Genomic DNA, 19,999 nt, shown 5'->3' on the forward strand with positions numbered 1-19,999 from the left:
GGAAAAAGTTCATGTTGAAACGGATATTTTTAATCTGCGTCGTTGCCGTGCTAACCGCCTGTAGTGATTCTGACAAACCCGACAAAATGTGGGAGCATGCTACGGATGGTGCATTAGCCGCTGCGATATCTCAAGATGGTAGCTTGGCATTAGTTTCTTCGAGCTTTAATGACCTGATTTTATGGGACTTAAACGCTAACTCCCAAAAATACCGATGGGCACAAGGTAGTGAAAACCTCGTTTTATTTACCGCTATTTCCGACAACAATAAATATGCAGTCTCTGCCGAGAAAGACGCGTTTGTCGTGTGGGATATAGAAACGGGTAAATCACTCACCTACTCCAAGCTTCGTGAATCAACAATTCGTGATATCGCTATTGCCAATAACGGTGACTTACTCATTGGCAAGGTCAACGGCGTTGTCGTTCATGTGAATATTTTTAGTGGCCGCCGCATTGAATTTTTGGGTCATAGTGAAAAAATAAACAGCGTCGCCATTTCATCCAATGGCCGTTATGCACTTTCTGGTAGCAGTGATTACACGGCGTTATTTTGGGATACAAAAACGGCTCAAGTTATTCACCGCTTTGTCCATCCTACACGTATCACTAAGGTTGCCCTTGATAGCACAGGAAAATATGCGTTTAGTGCAGGTAGTCAGCGCCAGTCTTCCATTTGGGATTTAAAATCAGGTAAAGAAGTTAGCCGCTTACAATATCAATCTCGCTCTCGTATTTTTAGCGCGGTGAAATTCTCTAATGACTCAAAACAACTATTTACTGGCAGTCCAGGTCGTCTACTCAACCGCTGGCAAGCAAGCTCAGGAAAAAAACTAGAACAGTGGAAGGTTACCCCACGAAAAGATTCTCGCCCTGTTAGCTCAGTTATTTATGCCATTGCACAAACAAAATCAGGTAAACTAGTCACCGAAAGTAGTTCTGGCTATGCCGAATTTTGGACAATAGGCAGTAGCCGTTAACCCCCTAGGAAATACAATGAGTAACACCGAGCAACGGATCGACGATCTAGAAATGAAAGTTGCCTTTCAAGAAGACACCATTGAAAGCTTAAGTGATGAAATTGCGCTGTTAAATGAGCTTATCGATCGTCAACGCACCCAATTAGAATATCTCGCCACTAAAATAGGTGAAATGGGTCAAACTCCGATGGGCGCTCAACTTCCAGAGCCTCCACCACCACATTACTAATCGTAGAGAAACGCCAATGGCAATCACAAGAATCAATCATTTTAGCGCTGCAGACACAAAAGAAGACCAACTTCAAACATTTCTATGCTCACTTGTACCTTACATTACCAGTTGCGATGGCAACCTAATGTGCGAGGTGCTGAGACAACAAGACAGCGACAACAAATTTGTAGTGATTGAAAAATGGGAAAGTGTTGAGGCACATCAACAATCGTTAGCCAATTTCCCAAGTGATGATATGCAGGCTGCAATGGCGCTATTTGGTGCTCCACCAAGTGGCGCAGCTTATCAAAAGGTTGTACCAATTTAGTTAAATTGGTACCGACCAGACCGTTCACCAATAATTCATAAAAAAGCATCTATAATTTTTCATCACCTAATCTAACACCCACGGACTGACCATGACACGGATCCTCGCACTACTTGCCCTTTTATTGTTAAGTGGTTGTAATGACAATAATTCACCGCAATCCAACAACGCCAATACCAGCACGGTCAAATCACCTGAAAAAATGGCGAAAGATTATAGTAAAATTAAAGAATTCACGGTTGTTAATAGTGGTTATAGGGAGTTTAATGGCTTACCTGCCGCTTGGGTGATGTTTAGTAAACCAGTGGATAGAACCAAGGATATTAATCAATATTTAAGCCTTAGTAACAATCAAGGCTATATGTCCAAAGCTTGGCAACTCGATGAAGAAGGCGTTAATGCCTACTATTCACATATTGCTCCCGACACGAGTTATCGTATTCGTATAGCAGCCTCATTAGCAAGCTCAGACAACATAACACTTACTCAGACTCACGATAAAAAGTTCTCAAGCCCAAACCTCTCACCATCCGCTTCTTTTTTGCAACAAGGCTCAGTCTTAAATCCACATTTTAGTGACGGCTTACCAATCATGGTGGTTAATCAACCCTGGGTTGAGGTGAATTATTACCGTATTAAGCAAGAGCACTATGACGATATTTTATCTTACAATGCCACCAGCAAAATTTACGCATGGTCGGTTGAGCGCCTTGCACGTGATGGAGAATTAGTTAGTACGCAAAAATATGACACCAAGGCTGAAACGAATCAACGTATAAAGCATGTTTTGGCCACAGGTCATATTGACGCTTTGCGTGAACCAGGCGTATATTTTGCGGTGTTGCGAACCCCAAATGATTATGAATCTTATCAAGTGGCTCGTTTTACCATCAGTGAATTAACGCATGAAATTCGTGAATACAATGACTATTACCTAATCACTGTCGCGCAGCAAAGTGACGCAATGCCTGTCCAAGGCGTGAGTATTCAAGCCTACGATTACAAAAATAAGCCAATTGCCACGCCGCAATTAACGAGTGCATTGGGGCAAGCTAAAGTAGCAAAGAACAAAAATATTTCATTGCTAACATTCATTAAAAATAATGATTTTAGTGTGGCTAATTTACGTCGTTCACAACCGCTTAACTTAGCTGATTTTGCCATTAATGGTCGTCAAAATTCACCATTAGAGTTATTTGTATTTGGCGCTCGCGATCTTTATCGTCGTGGCGAAGCAATTACCTATTATGGACTTCTCAAAGATCAAGATGGTCATGGTGTCAAGCCGTTGCCGGTACAAGCGGTATTACAGGATCCTAATGGTAATGCACTAAAAACAGTGATGTTATCGCCTAAGAATGGGCTATATCAGTTTGATTTCAACATCGCGCCGGACGCGCTAACAGGTCATTATCAACTTAAATTTAAACTCGCTAATCAACATTTTAACCACCAATTTAGCGTTGAAGATTTTATGCCACAGCGTCTGGAAGTTAAATTTAACGGCGCGCTTGAACCATTAACTACTGCTGGTAATACAACACAACCACTGACAGGATTATTTTTATACGGCGCCCCAGCTGCAGGCCATAAAGTCGATGGTTTATTGCAATTTAAGTCAACCAACCAAGCTGTCGCTAGTTTGCCTAATTACTATTTTGGAGAGCATAAAACTCAAGGAATTACCGATAGTTTCGATCTTGATGCCATTACCCTAGATCAACAAGGCAAAGGCGCATTAGTACTAAAAGATCGATGGCACAACACAAACCAAGCAATGCTCCTCAATGGCTATGCGTATTTGTATGAGAAAAGCGGCCGTAAAGTCACTAAATCATTTCAACGCTTATGGTGGCCTCATCAGCAAATGATTGGTATCAAGCCTCACTTTGAAGATCTTACCAGCGATAGTGAAACCCAAATTAGCGTTGATATTTTACGTAGTGATTTGGCGGGAACACTCGCTAAAGACGATGTATTTGTCAGCCTGATCCGACATCACAAAGAATACTACTGGGAACACAGCAACCAAGAAGGCTGGCAACGTCACCAGCGCAGTAGTATTTATCCTGTATGGCAAGATAACATTACGTTGAACGATACGGGAGCGACGACCATCACAGCACCTGTCGAATGGGGCGAATATGAATTAGTTGTTCTATCGACACAAGATAAGCGCGTGTCTCGTTTATTCTTTGATGCTGGTGAAGATTGGTACTGGCGTTGGTCAGATAACAATAATGGTAGTGTTCGACCAGACCATATCGCACTGGCGCTTGATAAAGCTTCTTATAAAGAAGGAGATATCGCAAAAGTTAATATCGATGCGCCCTATCAAGGTCAAGCTTGGTTGCGTATTGAGAGTGATAATCTACTGTGGCAACAACACGTTATTCTCAATAAAGGACACAACCAAGTTGAGATTCCTATTAAGGATTGGCAGCGCCATGATGTCTACCTAACGGCGTATTTAATCACTCCGATGACCCAAGATACTGCAATAAAACGCGCGTTGGGCGTCACTCATATACCACTAAATCGTGATGAGCGACAATTAGAACTCACCATAGACGCCCCTGAAAAAATTAAACCCAATACCACTGAAAAAGTGACTGTTAACATTGCCAATACCTCACAACAGACCCATGTTGTGCTGGCGGCAGTCGATGTGGGCGTACTCAATCTACATCAGTTTAAGACGCCGGATCCCTTTGACTTTTTCTTTGATAAACGTCGATACGATATCGCTATTTCCGATAATTTAAATGCGATTATTGCGCCAAACAACCATCAAAAAGCCAATATATTATGGGGTGGCGGTGCAGAAATGGATCGTGGTGGACAGCAAGCTAATGCCCATGTACAAATTGTGTCCTACCTATCTAAGCCACAAGAAGTCGTCAATGGCGTCGCGACATTTGATGTTCCAGTACCCTATTTTAATGGTCGTCTGCGTTTATTTGCCATTGCGTATAGTAACGATGAATTCGCTAGCGTCGAAAAACCAATAACTATTGCAGATGATATTGTTTCTCAGATCAATATGCCGCGATTTTTAGCGATTGGCGATAGCGCTACTCTCACCGTTGATTTGACTAATACGTCAGATATCAAGCAGCAACTTGTAGTAGAAATTAATGCGCCTGACTTAGGCATTGATGTTGAACGTTCTATTGTTTTAGCGCCAAAAGAAAATCAATCTATTGCTTTAAATGCAGCGCCAATAAATGCCCATCATGGGGCACCAATTTCATTGTCGATTGTAGGAGAGCATTACCAAACACAGCGCCAATGGCAACTGTCTGTGCGTCATCCTTATCCAGCTCAGCGAACGACAAACAGTAGTACACTTGCTGTGAAGTCCTCAGTGACATTCAACCCTGATACTGATAATTGGCATAAAGATCTTCAATCGAGCGTTAGCATTGCAACTCGACCACAATTTGAGTTGCGAGATCAAGTAAGCAAGCTATATGAATTCCCATTGGGATGTTTAGAGCAAACAAGTAGCCGCCTATATCCTTGGCTGGCTTTGCCACCAAAAACCCAGCAACAACTTGCGAAAGAATTGGTAAATGTTGACCGTAGTGAGCTCATCAATAAGGGGGTATCGCGTATCTTAAGCATGCAAACCTACAACGGTGGATTAAGCTTATGGGGTAGTAATGGCAACGAGGCCCCTTGGCTAAGTGCGTATGGCGCACAGGTTCTTTTGGCAGCGCAACAGGCGGGGATTTATGTGCCTGAGCAGTCTCTTGAAAAATTGTTATCTCGATTAGCTCATTATCTCAGACGCGGTAACTTTAGTGGTTATGGCGACATGGCAGACTATCGATTTGCAACGCGCTCATATTCCGCCATGGTGCTTGCATCGTTATCACGCACTAACCAAAGTCACATGCGTCAATTGATGAAAAAAAGCCGCGATAGTAAATCGCCATTAGCATTAGTGCAATTGGCAGTCGCTTTCGAATTGATGGGCGATAAAAAACGAGCTTTAACACTATTAAACACCGCTAAAAATAAAAAATTCACCCAAGTTTACAATGGCACTTACGCGTCTAAGATACGTGATAACGCGATGATCATTAATCTATTGCTTAAACACGAATTAGATGATGTTTGGGCACAAAAACTTGCCTTTAAGCTATGGAAAGACAAGCAATCCAGAGATTGGTTTAGTACGCAAGAACGGTTAGCACTAGTGCTTGCAGACTCCCAATTAGAACAGAAATTTGGCGATGAGTTTAATTATCAGCTAACTGTCGGTGATAGTCAGTTCACTGGCCCAGATAGCGACAATGCCTTTTATCGTATTGACGGTTTGGCCATTACCCAGTCAACGCTCACTAATACATCATCTCAATTGTTGTTTGTTGACCAAGTATCTCAAGGATATCCATTAGTCGCTCCAGAGTCAGTATCCAATGGCATGCATATTAGGCGTGACTATTACGACATGAATGGTCGCCCTGTTGTGCTGAAGAACCTGCAAAGTGGTCAGCAATTTATCGTTCGAATAAGAGCACAGAGCCAGGGTGACAATGTAAAAGATGTCATGGTGATTGATTTGTTGCCAGCGGGACTCGAGATTGAAAATAGTAATTTTGATAGCAGTATTAATTTACGCGATCTAAAAATCGACGGCCGCCCTATTATCGATCATATCGATGCTTACAAAATTGACTATCAAGGATACCTTGATGATCGTTATATCGCGTCTATTTCCGTCAATAAATACAATGAAACGCAGCTATTTTATCAGGTGCAAGTTGTCACCCCTGGCGTATTTAAACATCCACCAGTAATGGCTCAAGCAATGTACCGTGACGATATTAACGCGATTGGTCAAAGCGGCTCTGATATTACGGTAAAATAATGCGCCGTTTAACGTGGAAGCACTCGTTATTTATTGGCATACTTTTATTGGTTATGTCGCTATTTATTGCGGATACATTAGCGCCGCTCAATTTAAGTAAACTTAATGACGGCGTTACCGTAGTGAGCGACAACAAAGGTCGTCCACTACGAGCCTTCGCTAATCAAGATGGCATTTGGCGATATCGCGTAAGTGTTGATAACGTTAGTCCATATTATTTACAAGCCTTATTTACGTATGAAGATCGCCATTTCTATCAACACCCAGGCGTTAATCCCTTTGCAATGATACGCGCTGTCGGTCAAGCCATTTACCATGGTAAGGCTGTATCTGGTGGTTCAACGATTACCATGCAAGTGGCGCGATTACTTCACCCCAATAAGCGAACTATAGCAGGCAAAGTTACTCAAATGCTTCGCGCATTGCAGCTTGAATGGCACTTTAGCAAAACTCAGATCTTGGAAATGTACTTAAACATTGCTCCCTTTGGCGGCCCCATAGAAGGTATACAGGCAGCAAGTTATGCTTATTTTGATAAACCAGCAAGCGATTTGACACAAAACGAAGCAGCGTTACTTGCTGTCTTGCCACAATCACCCAGCAGATATCGACCAGATCGTTATCCAGAACGTGCATTAAACGCGCGTAATAAATTGCTCGACCGTATGGCTAATTTTCAGCAGTGGCCAAACGCGATAGTCGCGACACTGAAGAAAGATCCTATCTATGCCGATTACTTTTCTCATCCCAACATTGCCCCCTTACTAAGCCGGCGCCTAAAATCATCACAATCACAAAAATCAGACTTACCTGATATTTCAACCTTTATTGATGGCGATATTCAGGAACAATTAGAGCATCAAGTAAAAGACTATTTACATCGCTTACCCCCCAAATCATCTGCAGCCGTATTAGTTATGGATGGACTCAATGGCGAAGTGAAAGCCTATCTTGGTTCAGGTAACTTCAACGATAATGAACGTTTGGGACATGTTGATATGATAAAGGCGGTACGCTCGCCGGGCTCAACGCTAAAGCCCTTTGTGTATGGAGATGCCATCGAACAAGGTTTGATACACGACCAATCGTTGTTGCATGATACGCCAATAATTAAAGGTGATTACCGCCCGCATAATTTTAGTGGCGGTTATTCAGGACCGGTATCAACAAGTGACGCACTGCTACGAAGCCTAAACATTCCGGTGGTACAGGTACTCAATTATGGTACGAGTGAAGCCCTCACCGCACGGTTAAACAATGCTGGTCTATCATTACGTTGGCCTCAACATGCTAGCCCTAATCAAGCCTTGGTACTTGGCGGCGTCGGTATCAAACTCGAATCCTTAGTAACTGCCTATTCAGCGCTTATCAATCAAGGACAAGCCCTCACCCCTCGCTATCAAAAATCGGTCGAGATAAAGCAGCAATTTCTATTATCGCCAGCAAGCGCATGGCTAGTTCAAAATATACTGCGCCAACAGCAACAACCTGGCCGTATTAGTGACCAATTAAGTGAACATCAAAATAAATTGATTGGCTGGAAAACGGGCACAAGTTACGACAATAGAGATGCGTGGGTTATTGGTTTTTCGGGGCGCTATATCATTGGTGTATGGATCGGCAGAGCCGATGCAGTCGCACTACCTAATAACACTGGTAGTAAGCATGCACTGCCGCTATTTTTGCAGGTAAGCCACCATTTTGATAATAACTTTATTCCACAGCGTCCCGCTAATGTATCTCGTCACTCCATATGCTGGCCTAGTGGAAGAGTTATCTCTGACACTGCACAGGATAACTGCCTAGAACAAAAAGAAGCGTGGCTTATTGATGGGCATGCCCCCGCAACCTTGACGAGTATACGTCCTAATTTTGGTAGTCGATTACGTTTACACTTCTATCTTGAACCCAATGGAACGCGCAGCAATTTACTTTGTGCTAGTGAAAATGCGGTTGTTTCAACAATCGATTTATGGCCTGATGCACTTAATCGATGGCTAGATAAACCAAAACAAAATCAACATCGGCTCCCAAAACTCAATACTAATTGCACTGAAAAGTCGACAATACATTCTCCACTGCAAATTTCATCTATTAAACCTGAGAGTCACTTTATTAAAACCAATAACAACCCATTGCGCTTATTGCTGACGACTAACCAACCGTCGCAGAATATAACTTGGCTCTTAAACGGAGAGTTAATCAATAATAAATTAGAGTTAACGATAGATCATCGGGGAAGTTATCAATTGATAGCATTATCTAATAATGGACAGCTTGATAAAGTCAATTTTTTCATTGAGTAATTTTCACCACATTTAACAACTAATCGAGGCAATATTCATACTATTTATCTAATTTCAATGATTTTAAGAATATTAATTCTAAATCCGGCTGCTAAATCATGTCAGTTTACGACTAATATTTAATTGCAAAACAAAAATTAACCATTAAAATGAAAGAGTTATATTATACCAATTGCATTAAATATTTGCCCACTTGTACTTGTTAAAATTAACTAAAATGGCGTTGCTCTCAATCCTAATAGCCAGCTATTAGTCAATCGAGCGCCTTGTTTTAGCTGATTTTCTCTACGCACAACAAGATCACTTACTTAATGCAATTGGTATTAAACACTATCTCAACTGATTTATAATTAGGCTTGATGATATGGGTATTTATTCTATTTCGATATTTAGGAACTATTGTGAAATTAACAATTATTAGTGGTACATCCGGCGCAGGGAAAAGCGTAGCGTTACGAGTCTTGGAAGACATTGGATACTACTGTGTCGACAACCTTCCGATTAATTTACTATTTCCTTTTATTCAAAATACTGAAGATTCAGAACAGCCAGTTGCAGTCAGCTTGGATGTTCGAAACATCCCCCCTACAGAAGAAGAGCTAGACGAATTATTAGAATCGTTAAGAAAGCACTGTGAACTTGAAATTCTGTTTCTAGATGCATCAAGCACTAAATTGATTAAACGCTATAGCGAATCTCGCCGTCTTCATCCACTGACACAACAATGCTTGACCTTGATGGAAGCTGTAAAAGCAGAGAAAGTGATGTTGCAGCCTCTTGCGGCCGCCGCTGATTTAAAAATTGAAACGGGTGAACTCACTATTTATCAATTAAGTGATTTAATCAAAAAACGTCTTTTAGGCACACGCAGCAGCGAACTTGTTTTGGTATTTGAGTCTTTCGGTTTTAAATACGGCCTACCACGTGATGTTGATTATGTATTTGACGTTCGTTTCCTTCCTAACCCACACTGGGTGCCGGAACTACGTCCATTAACTGGTCTTGACTTGCCGGTGCAAGAATATTTATCAAGTAATGCCATGGTTAATAAACTTGAATCGCAAATCACTGACTTCATTGGCACTTGGTTGCCAGAGCTAGAGCGAAATAACCGTAGTTATGTAACTATTGCCATTGGTTGTACTGGTGGTCAGCATCGCAGTGTTTATTTAGCCCAAAAATTAGCGAAGAACTTTTCAGAGCAACGTCATAATATTCAGATCCATCATCGTGAAATGGTTCGCAAAGGCGCAATTAATAGCTGAAAATGATTCAAACATCGGTTAGTATTAAATACTATACAAATCAATTAATTTTGTAATAGTTTCAATTAACCAACCTTCAATAAAAGTACTGTCGTTATGCCAGAAACAGTCATCGAACAAGATTTCTCGAACAAAAAGTTCGACGAGCTCCAAAATGCGCTAAATAGCGGCATGTTCGTGCACGTTCGGCAAATATTGATGGATATGCCAGCGTGTGATGTTGCGCTGCTGTTAGAATCTAGTCCCTACAGAAGCCGTCAAGTGCTTTGGCAGCTAGTTGATCATGACGATCAAGGCGATATCCTCGAAGAGTTATCCGAAGACGTTCAAAAAAGCATTGTTAAGCAAATGCAGGCCCATCAAGTTGCGGCAGCAACAGAGGGGATGGATACCGATGATTTAACTGACGTTCTACGTACCTTACCAGATAGTATTTATCGCCAAGTATTAGCGGCAATGGATGCGCAAGATCGTAGCCGTGTTGAAGCTGCGATGGCGTATGAGGAAGACTCTGCTGGTAGTATCATGAACACGGATACTGTCACCTTACGCCCCGATGTTAATCTTGATGTTGTTATGCGCTATCTCCGGCTCAAAGGTGAACTTCCTGAAGCGACAGACATGCTATATGTCGTAAATAAAGACGACAAATTACTTGGCGGTGTCACCCTATCTACGCTTATTACAACCAATCCAATCATGACTGTATCTCAGATCATGGATCGCACCATAGAAGCTATTCCAGCGGCAATGGACGAAACAGAAGTTGCTCAACAATTTGAGCGCCATGACTGGTTATCTGCCCCTGTTATCGATACTAGCGGCAAGCTACTAGGTCGTATTACCATCGATGACGTTGTTGATATTATTCGTGAAGAAGCTGAACATTCCATGATGAGTATGGCGGGTTTAGATGATGAAGAAGATACCTTTGCGCCAGTCATTAAGAGTACTCGTAAGCGTTCATTGTGGCTCGGCATCAATTTATTAACAGCGTTAGCGGCTGTTGCAGTAAGCAATTTATTCGAACCTATTCTTGCTCAAATGGCGATTCTAGCCATTCTTAATACCTTAGTACCCAGCATGGGCGGCATCGCAGGAAATCAAACCCTAACCCTGATTATCCGTGGTATGGCACTTGGACATGTCGGCGATCGCAATAAACGTTGGTTGATTGGCAAAGAGTTAGCGATAGGTATGCTCAACGGCTTACTGTGGGCTTTAATCTTGTCTGTCGTTGTTGGCTTATGGCAACAGGATGTAAAACTTGGGTTGGTTATCGCTTTTGCAATGTTAGCTAATATGACGGCCGCTGGTTTATCCGGTGTCTTAATTCCGTTAACACTCAAACGCTTAAAGATTGATCCGGCATTAGCGGGTGGCGTTGTGTTAACCACTATTACTGATGTTGTCGGAATATTTGCCTTCCTAGGTACAGCAACGTTAGCTTATAGTTAAAGTGATACGGGTAGTGACTCATCACTGCCCCACTGTGCCCACGAACCATCATATAATCGCAAATTATTAAATCCAGCAATATGTGCTGCTAGCAATAATATGCATGCCGTAATCCCAGAGCCGCAACTAAAGATCATGGGATGATCAACATCTTCAATACCAAGCTCAGCGAATTCCTTTTTTAATGCCTGCACCGACTTAAAACGGTCGCCATTAAGCACCTTAGCAAATGGTAAATTTAATGAGTTAGGAATATGACCAGGCCGTACATTAGGCCGCGGTTCAAGCGACTGCCCATGAAAACGAACTGCCCCTCGGGCATCAATTAACGTGTACTCACCATTTTTAAGATTCGCTACAACTAACGATTGATTAGCCATCCACTCATGTTGTAATTGAGTAATATAATGACTTTTTTCGCCTAACGCTTGATAGCTAGCGACAACAGGTTGTTTCTCTAGTTGCCATTTTGGTAACCCACCATCAAGTACGTAAACATTTTTATGCCCCATTACTTTGAACAACCACCATGCACGTGGCGCAGAGTACATCCCTTGATTATCATAGATAACGACAACATCGTCATTAGTGATACCTAGTTCCATCATATAATCGCTAAACTGCTTAACAGATGGCATAGTATTAGATAATAAAGACGCACTATCACTCAAAGCTGTTTCGATATTCAGCGGTAAGCTTTGAGGCAGTAAAATTGGTAATTCATAGACTATTGGTTCTTTACCAACAATTTTTTTCATACTGGCATCAACTAACTTAATCTTGTCGTTAGCTAATTGAGTGGCTACCCAATCGCCGTTTACCAATGGTAAATTATTCAATATGCTCTTCACTTAAGACGCTGCTCCAAAATACTGTTGTCACCCGTAAGCCGCGACTAATATTTGCTGTTTATCTAGCTTGGCGTTGCTTTCCCTGAACCACGCAAGATAATTAGATAAATACGTCGCTGCCACACCTTTCATTTTTCCGTTAATCCAGCCTTTAAAGTTAGCTATCGCGCCATTCACCGTTTGGATATGGTACACCTCATCTATTACTCTGATTTCACCGTTGATTAACCGCTTATGGTCACCATGTTTTTGTTTGGCAATTGCCACATAGGACCACGAACCATCGCTGCATAATACCAATTGCATTAAATATTTGCCCACTTGTACTTGTTAAAATTAACTAAAATGGCGTTGCTCTCAATCCTAATAGCCAGCTATTAGTCAATCGAGCGCCTTGTTTTAGCTGATTTTCTCTACGCACAACAAGATCACTTACTTAATGTAATTGGTATAATACCGAGTGTTCAGTGATATTTTCAGCTAAATTCGCTGCTATTTCTGCCGTTGTATCAGCCGCTAACATAGGGGTAATCATATGGTTGCTGCGATCTATCGATAAAAGAACGGCAACTTGACCATCCTTGGTTCGTTTATCGATGCCGCCCCCTCGTTTTCTGGGCTGACGTTGCTCCGCTAAAGTGTTCGAACCTTTTTCTGAGTAAGCTAGAAAAAACTCATCAACTTCAATAATTCCCGATAGCTTATCGTCATTTTTACCCGCTTGAGCAACCAGAAAACGATGTCGCCATAAGAAAGCCGTTTTAAGGTTAATACCACAAACCTCGGCAGCTTCTCTTAGGGTTAATTTTAATTGCATACAACGCGCATAATCTTCCCACAGATGAGATTTATGTAATCGAGCGAATGGTGTCTTAGTCTTGTTGTTAAAGGTTTTATGACAACCTTTACAGCGGTATCTCTGTATCGCACCTGATTTCCCCCACTTTTTCAATTGAGTGGATTCGCAATGAGGGCATTGTGGGGATAGGTCAAAAAGAGGCTGAATAATTTCATCGGTACTGATTTCAGCCTCTAGCGCTTGAATTGACTGATGAACTATCTCTCTTTGCGCTGGAGTCATCGAGGAACGTTGTTTCGTTATCCGGTTATACCAATTTGATTAAGTTTGTGATCTTGTTTTGCGAAGGAAAAACAAATGAAGGCAAGGCGCTTGATTGAGCAATAGCTGGCTATTGGGATTGAAAGCAACGCAACATTCATTTTATTTTAACCAGCAAAAGTGGGCAATAACTTTGTCAACTTGGTATTAAGCTTACTTACAAATGATTTAGTATTGATTACCAATACCTTCAATAAGTTAATCTCACTATTGAGTATAGACAACAATTAGCTACAACAGCGCCTCACTTAATAACACGATAAGTTGTTCCGTTAATGTTTTTGCTTTCAAATGCTGTTGTTGTTTAATCGCTTTTTCAATATCAGCGCCCAAGGTTGCCAATTGAGAAAATTGGAACACGGCGGCGGCGCCTGAAAAGCGATGGGCTGCTTTTGCTAACTCACTGTAATCGAAGGTTGATAATAATAACTCAAAGTTTTTTCGCTCAGCTTTAAAGGACGCTTTAAAATCTTTTGAAATATCAGATGTATCGACTTGAGCCAATTGCTGTGTCTGCTCAGGCACAACTGTTTGACGTAGGTTACGCGCTAATACTTGTACAAAATAGTTACGAACAATAGGTTTACTGACGTAGTCATCAAAACCAAGGCGGATGTAGTGTTCTATTTCGTGATTCATTGCGTTTGCCGTCAAGGCTACAATAGGTACCTTAGCACCTTGTTGACGTAACGCTTTAAAGGCTTCAATACCGTCCATTTCAGGCATCTGAATATCAAGTAGCACCAAGTCTGGCTTGCGTAAATTGTATTTTTTTATCGCTTGATAACCATTGGCAGCGGTGACGACATTAAGGCCGAGAACTCGTAATAACCGCTCGGTCAGTCGTCTATTATCATCATGATCATCTGCCAATAATACGAGACCATTTAATGTCAGATTAGGGTCAAGTCGTTGAGTCACTGCAGGTAATTCTTGCTGCATATAACAAGGCTGCTCAGAGATTGGTAAGCTAAATATAAACTCACTACCAATGTTTATCTCACTCGCGACATCGATATTGCCATTCATCATAATTGCCAATTGCTGCGATAAACACAAACCAAGTCCAGAGCCACCAAAACGGCGGCTAATAGAACTATCTCCTTGCGTAAAACGATTAAAAATTTGCGCAAGCTGTTCTTCATTTAAGCCAATACCAGTATCTATTACTTTAAATGACACACAATGGGTATCAGCACTAATGATCATGGTTACCCTGCCACGGTAAGTAAATTTAATGGCATTTGAGCATAAGTTAATAAGAATTTGCTTGAGGCGTAACTCATCTATCATCATTACGAAGGGACTTGATAATTGATTATCAACGACAAAGTCCAATCCTTTCTTTTGTGCTTGTTCTTGAAAAAAGCTACTGACTTTATCAATGACCTTGTGAATATCGTGCTGCTTTAGTTCTAGTTCGAGTTTGTTTGCTTCAATTCGACTCAGATCAAGCAGATCATTGAGTAGGGTCAATAAATGGGTGCTATTGCTGTATATGATTTCAACTTCTTTATGAACAAATTCCGGCTCAACATCACCAGCGATAATCGCTTCAGCCTGTCCTATTACGGCAGTTAAAGGAGTGCGAAGTTCGTGGCTCATATTAGCTAAAAATTGGTTCTTTGTGGCGTTAGCTTGCTGGACTTCTTCCATTAATAGCTCTAGCTCTTCCGTTCTTAGTTTTACTTTTTGAGATAAATTACGCTTGAGTTTCGCCTGTGATCGGCTTCGATAAAAGAAGAAACTGATAACAATGAGTAAGATACTGCCAGATAACCATAATTGATAACGTTGTTGCGCCTGCTCAAACTCAAAGGTTTGAAGTTTTTCTTTTTGCATTAAATCGTTAACCTGAGCCATTAAACGGTCTGCGTTCGATTTAGCACGATATATTGTCATTTTTGCAGTGGCTTGCTCTCGCCCATTTTCATTATATTTAGCCAGTGAATTTCGTAATGTATTAACGGCATTATGCGTCTCCCCTTTCGACGCTAAAATGAGTGCATAGAGCGCACTGTTATGCATTTGTCTTTCAGGATTTGTGCTTTCAATGGCGAGTTGTTGGGATTTTTCAATAAATTTAACAGCGGAGTCATGATTAGCGCGATAATAATTTACTTTAGCAAGCGCATAATAGGCGCCAGAAACAGCGTCAGTATTGTCAGTTTTCTCTCCGAGCGCTATCGATTCTTTTGCATGACGCTCGCTCTTTTCGATCTTATGCAAATCCAAATAAACATTTGCAAGACTATTCGCAGCAAAAGCGACTTGAAATTCATTATCTTGCGCTTTCAAAGCGACATAGGCTCTATTAATGAATTCAAGAGCAGTCTCGAATTGACCAGCGCCTTGAAAAGAGCGCCCATACTCTAAATATCCGCGTGCTAGTCTTTCAGGTCGATCCATCGTTTTTAGTTTTTTTATGACACTCGAAAAAATCGATATAGCGGTTTCGTACTGTTGTAAACGATTGTAAAGAATAGCAATATTTTGTTGAACATCAATACTATCTAATGCACTTCCCACATTACTATATATTTCAGCCGCCTCTTCAAATTGCTTCACCGCTGACTCAAAATCATGAACAGCAGTCGTTGCCAAAGCCATATTATTTAGAACATGTGCTTGTTCAATCTTTTGATTAGTTTCTCGAAAATAGTCGAGTGAAAGTTGATAGTGCTGCATCGCATTTAATACATCATTTTTGAAAAAGTAGAGGATCCCTACAAATTTACTGGCGCGTGCCTCTTGCTCACGCAATCCATATTGCTGTGACAATGCTAATGCTCGATGCGCATTGTTTAATGCTCTTTTAGGCTGAGAGTTCGAATTATGAAGCTTTGCTAACGTACTATGTCCATGCACGTGTTCAATAGGCGTTAGGGTGACGTTCTCAATTATCTCCAGAGCTTGCTCAATAGCGTGTGCTTTATCGCTAGATTGTAGCAATGTATTAAATCGCGTCTCATTTTCAGTGTTAGCAGATGCTAACGACGAAAAAAATCCCCCTAACACCGCTATAAAAATTAATTTAGCAAACCGTTCCACAATAATTCCCTTTATTCATACTATTCGTTGCTGATTACTGCGTTTTGACTCGTTCAACAGCGGTTAACCACTGTTGATACAAGCCATTTCGTTGCGTCGCTAACATGGTTGGTGTAAATAGCTTATCTTGATGCCACAACTTAGATATTTGAGACAATGAATCAAAGATGCCAGCTTGAAGGCCTGCTAAATACGCGCAACCTAACGCGGTTGTTTCCATAATGCTACAGCGACTAATATTAGCCCCTAAAATGTCAGCGAGGAACTGCATTGTCCAATCATTCTGACTCATCCCACCATCAATTTGCAGCGACGTAGGTCTGACACCATCCGACTCCATCGCTTTTTGCAAATCTTTAGTTTGGTAACAAACCGACTGTAAGCCCGCGCTCACAATCTCTTTGATGCCTGAGTCTCGCGTTAAGCCAACAATTGCACCGCGTGCATTAGGATCCCAAAAGGGCGCCCCAAGACCTGTGAATGCAGGCACTAAAAATACCCCATGATCGATAGGCGTTTTTTCTGCAATGGCTTGGGTTTCACTGGCATCTTTTATAAATTCTAGACCATCTCGCAACCATTGCACGGTTGCCCCCGCCATAAATATACTACCTTCCAGTGCGTAAGTTGTTTTGCCATTTAAACGATAGGCTACGGTTGATAGTAAACGATTCGTCGATTGAATCGCTTTATCACCCGTATTGAGCATTAAAAAACAACCTGTACCGTAAGTGCTTTTCGCCATCCCTTTTTCAAAACAAGTTTGTCCAAATAACGCCGCTTGTTGATCGCCAATCATCGCTGTTATAGGAATCGCCTGACCTAAAATAGTTGGATCTGTTACGCCGAAATCATCTGCACTGTCCTTAACTTCGGGTAGAATAGCTTTTGGAATGTTGAATAACGCCAGTAGTTCGTCATCCCAACATTGGTCATGAATATTAAAGAGTAGCGTACGAGAAGCATTAGTGGCATCAGTTGCGTGTTGGTGTCCTTGGGTAAGATGCCAGAGCAAAAAGGTGTCAATGGTGCCAAACGCTAACTCGCCACGTTCAGCGCGTTTACGTGCTCCTTCTACGTGATCTAAAACCCATTGTAACTTACTCGCACTAAAATAGGGATCAAGTAGCAAACCAGTCTTAGCGGATACAGTCGCTTCATAGCCTTGCTCAACTAATTCTCGGCATTTTTCGCCAGTCCTTCGATCTTGCCAAACAATAGCGTTATAGATAGCTTCGCCAGTATTTTTATCCCACACCACCGTTGTTTCACGCTGGTTAGTAATTCCAACACACCTAACATCACAAGCGTCAACTTGCGACTTTGCCATGACATCTTTTGCACAGTGCACCACAGTCGTTAGAATATCGTTAGGCTTATGCTCTACCCAGCCATCTTGAGGGAAGTGTTGCTCAAATTCAGTTTGCGATTTAGCAACAACCTTACCTTGGTCGTCAAATAGCACCGCGCGAGAACTCGTTGTTCCCTGATCGATTGAGAGGATAAAATTAGGCATATCAGTGACATAGTAATTAATAAGAACGACGTATTACTTTACCATGCATTCTTAGGGTTGTCCGAGAAAATCAGTACTAAAAATAGGCTGAATAGAAGACAATTAACTCTCATTTAAAACAGCGAATTATTTGAACTTATCGCATCAGTCAACCAATTCAATATCTAAGCTTTAGAGTAATACCAATTGCATTAAATATTTGCCCACTTGTACTTGTTAAAATTAACTAAAATGGCGTTGCTCTCAATCCTAATAGCCAGCTATTAGTCAATCGAGCGCCTTGTTTTAGCTGATTTTCTCTACGCACAACAAGATCACTTACTTAATGCAATTGGTATCACAATCAATAAAACGGCAGCGACGCAAGATCGTCCCACTAAAACTGCATTTATTGAAAATTCAACCATCGAATTCGAGGGCAATCAATCAAATTCGGGCTATTAGTTGGCGTTGGTTTTGTCGCAGCCAGTTTTGGCATCAACTACCAATTTAGTAATAAAAGTTTTCGCTTATTGCTGATAGACGCAGGTTATCACTGTAGTCAATTTGTTATCTACGCCATAATTTTAGGATTGTGGCATTAACTAAAACTAAAAAGCCCTCACTTCAAATGAGGGCTTTAAATGGCAATCAACACTAAATATCTCTATTAAGCATTATTTTTCTCTTGTGCCGCTTTTTTAATGGCAACTTTTTGCTCACGGCGATCATTGATAATGTTTTTCACATCGCCACCGATATGATTTTCACCGCGCTGTTCTGCTAATTGAATTTGGCGCTCACGTTCTGCAAAACGAGCACGTTGCTCATCAGTCACTTGGTCATGACAGCGATGACAGCTTACGCCTTTGACGTAATGTTCGCTTTTCATTTCTTCTTCCGTTAACGGGAAACGACAAGCAAAACATTGATCATATTGACCTTGTTCTAAATCGTGATTTACGGCAACACGGCCATCAAAGACGAAACACTCGCCTTCCCACATTGACTCTTCTTTTGGCACATCTTCAAGATATTGTAGGATACCGCCTTCAAGGTGGTAAACTTCTTCAAAGCCTTGTTCTTTCATATAAGCAGTTGATTTTTCACAGCGAATACCACCAGTACAAAACATAGCAACTTTCTTGTGCTTCGTATTATCTAGATTCTCTTTTACATACTGCGGAAATTCGCGGAAAGTTTCAGTATTAGGATCAAGTGCGCCTTTAAAAGTACCAATTTCAACTTCGTAGTCATTACGCGTATCAACTAATACAACCTCAGGATCAGAAATCAACGCATTCCAATCTTGTGGCTTAACGTAAGTACCAACCACGTGATTCGGATCGATACCCTCAACACCCATGGTTACAATCTCTTTTTTGAGTTTAACCTTGGTACGTTGAAATGGATTTTCATCGTTATAAGACACTTTATTTGAAATAGGATTTAAACGCTCATCGCTATGCAGGAAGTTAACCACCGCTTCTATTCCAGCTTCAGGGCCTGCGATAGTCCCGTTAATGCCTTCTAACGCTAATAACAGCGTACCGCGAACATCATTCGCTTCCATTATCGCTAATAAAGGCTCACGAATAGCTTCAAAGTTTTCTAAGCGCACAAATTTGTACATGGCGCATACATGTATTTTTGACATATTTTATTTCCCATTGAACGAGCTGGATCGTAAATCCAGTGCTGTAGACATTCGTAATTCATTCACGAACAACATAATTATTACAACTAACGGTTAAGGCTAATTGCCTTTAGTCCCGTTATTAGATGCCTTCAAGAATATTTATGTTAGGGAAAAAATCATGGATGATTTTTTAGATTTTTGCGCATGGATGCGCATAAAAATCGGCCCGTAAAGACAGAAATATTTTTGAAGATAAGCAGCTAATCTTCGGGTCGCCTTTCTTTTGGTTACTTTTATTTGGCGAAGCAAAGAAAAGTAACTGGTGTGCAATAGAATCATCAAACGTTTCATGCTACCCGTCAAAGCACACCAAAAAATCAAACAGCGACAGGACCTTCGAATTGCGGCGCGCAGTA

12 protein-coding genes and 2 pseudogenes are annotated in these 19,999 nt (G+C 41.2%); 8 read left to right on the forward strand and 6 right to left on the reverse strand.

What is annotated here, in order from left to right:
- The first annotated feature begins 11 nt into the window (after positions 1–11).
- The 7 genes from ACMAZF_RS17435 (at position 12) to mgtE (ending at position 11,427) form a co-directional block, all read left to right on the forward strand.
- Complete coding sequence (locus tag ACMAZF_RS17435; protein ID WP_435275001.1) at positions 12–980, forward strand: WD40 repeat domain-containing protein; 969 nt, start codon at positions 12–14, stop codon at positions 978–980.
- 16 nt (positions 981–996) lie between these two features.
- Positions 997–1,209 (forward strand): SlyX family protein, encoded by a 213-nt coding sequence (locus ACMAZF_RS17440; RefSeq protein ID WP_435275002.1) that lies wholly within the window; start codon positions 997–999, stop codon positions 1,207–1,209.
- Between the two features lie 16 nt (positions 1,210–1,225).
- Positions 1,226–1,519: a putative quinol monooxygenase gene (locus tag ACMAZF_RS17445; RefSeq protein WP_435275003.1), complete on the forward strand. Its 294-nt coding sequence runs from the start codon at positions 1,226–1,228 to the stop codon at positions 1,517–1,519.
- A gap of 91 nt (positions 1,520–1,610) precedes the next feature.
- On the forward strand, positions 1,611–6,398 hold the full coding sequence (locus ACMAZF_RS17450) for an alpha-2-macroglobulin family protein (RefSeq protein WP_435275004.1): 4,788 nt from the start codon (positions 1,611–1,613) through the stop codon (positions 6,396–6,398).
- Entirely contained in the window at positions 6,398–8,704 is a 2,307-nt protein-coding gene (gene pbpC / locus ACMAZF_RS17455) for a penicillin-binding protein 1C (RefSeq protein ID WP_435275005.1), read from the forward strand. The genes ACMAZF_RS17450 and pbpC overlap by 1 nt, the downstream gene beginning before the upstream one ends.
- A 401-nt stretch (positions 8,705–9,105) precedes the next feature.
- Positions 9,106–9,969, forward strand: a complete 864-nt coding sequence (gene rapZ, locus ACMAZF_RS17460; protein ID WP_435275006.1) for an RNase adapter RapZ — start codon at positions 9,106–9,108, stop codon at positions 9,967–9,969.
- A gap of 96 nt (positions 9,970–10,065) precedes the next feature.
- On the forward strand, positions 10,066–11,427 hold the full coding sequence (gene mgtE / locus ACMAZF_RS17465) for a magnesium transporter (RefSeq protein ID WP_435275007.1): 1,362 nt from the start codon (positions 10,066–10,068) through the stop codon (positions 11,425–11,427).
- Here the strand turns inward: mgtE and ACMAZF_RS17470 are convergent.
- From ACMAZF_RS17470 to glpK, 5 genes and pseudogenes are all read right to left on the reverse strand, one after another.
- Positions 11,424–12,266: a sulfurtransferase gene (locus tag ACMAZF_RS17470; RefSeq protein WP_435275008.1), complete on the reverse strand. Its 843-nt coding sequence runs from the start codon at positions 12,264–12,266 to the stop codon at positions 11,424–11,426. The two genes, mgtE and ACMAZF_RS17470, sit on opposite strands and share 4 nt — an antisense overlap.
- A 39-nt stretch (positions 12,267–12,305) precedes the next feature.
- Positions 12,306–12,575 (reverse strand): annotated as a pseudogene (locus ACMAZF_RS17475) (IS1595 family transposase); the annotation flags it as partial.
- A gap of 154 nt (positions 12,576–12,729) precedes the next feature.
- Positions 12,730–13,359 (reverse strand): annotated as a pseudogene (locus ACMAZF_RS17480) (IS1595 family transposase); the annotation flags it as partial.
- Positions 13,360–13,629: 270 nt separating this feature from the next.
- Positions 13,630–16,449, reverse strand: coding sequence for a response regulator (locus ACMAZF_RS17485; protein ID WP_435275009.1), 2,820 nt, complete (start codon positions 16,447–16,449; stop codon positions 13,630–13,632).
- A gap of 34 nt (positions 16,450–16,483) precedes the next feature.
- Positions 16,484–17,965 (reverse strand): glycerol kinase GlpK, encoded by a 1,482-nt coding sequence (gene glpK, locus ACMAZF_RS17490; RefSeq protein ID WP_435275010.1) that lies wholly within the window; start codon positions 17,963–17,965, stop codon positions 16,484–16,486.
- Positions 17,966–18,390: 425 nt separating this feature from the next.
- On the opposite strand from glpK, the gene ACMAZF_RS17495 reads away from it, so the two are divergent.
- Entirely contained in the window at positions 18,391–18,549 is a 159-nt protein-coding gene (locus tag ACMAZF_RS17495) for a DUF1761 domain-containing protein (protein WP_435277273.1), read from the forward strand.
- Positions 18,550–18,614: 65 nt separating this feature from the next.
- Here ACMAZF_RS17495 and ACMAZF_RS17500 read toward each other — a convergent pair whose 3' ends face one another.
- On the reverse strand, positions 18,615–19,601 hold the full coding sequence (locus tag ACMAZF_RS17500; protein WP_435275011.1) for a rhodanese-related sulfurtransferase: 987 nt from the start codon (positions 19,599–19,601) through the stop codon (positions 18,615–18,617).
- Between the last annotated feature and the right edge of the window lie 398 nt (positions 19,602–19,999).

This window comes from Psychrobium sp. nBUS_13, from assembly GCF_051201665.1.
In the GTDB taxonomy this organism is placed as follows: Bacteria; Pseudomonadota; Gammaproteobacteria; order Enterobacterales; family Psychrobiaceae; genus Psychrobium.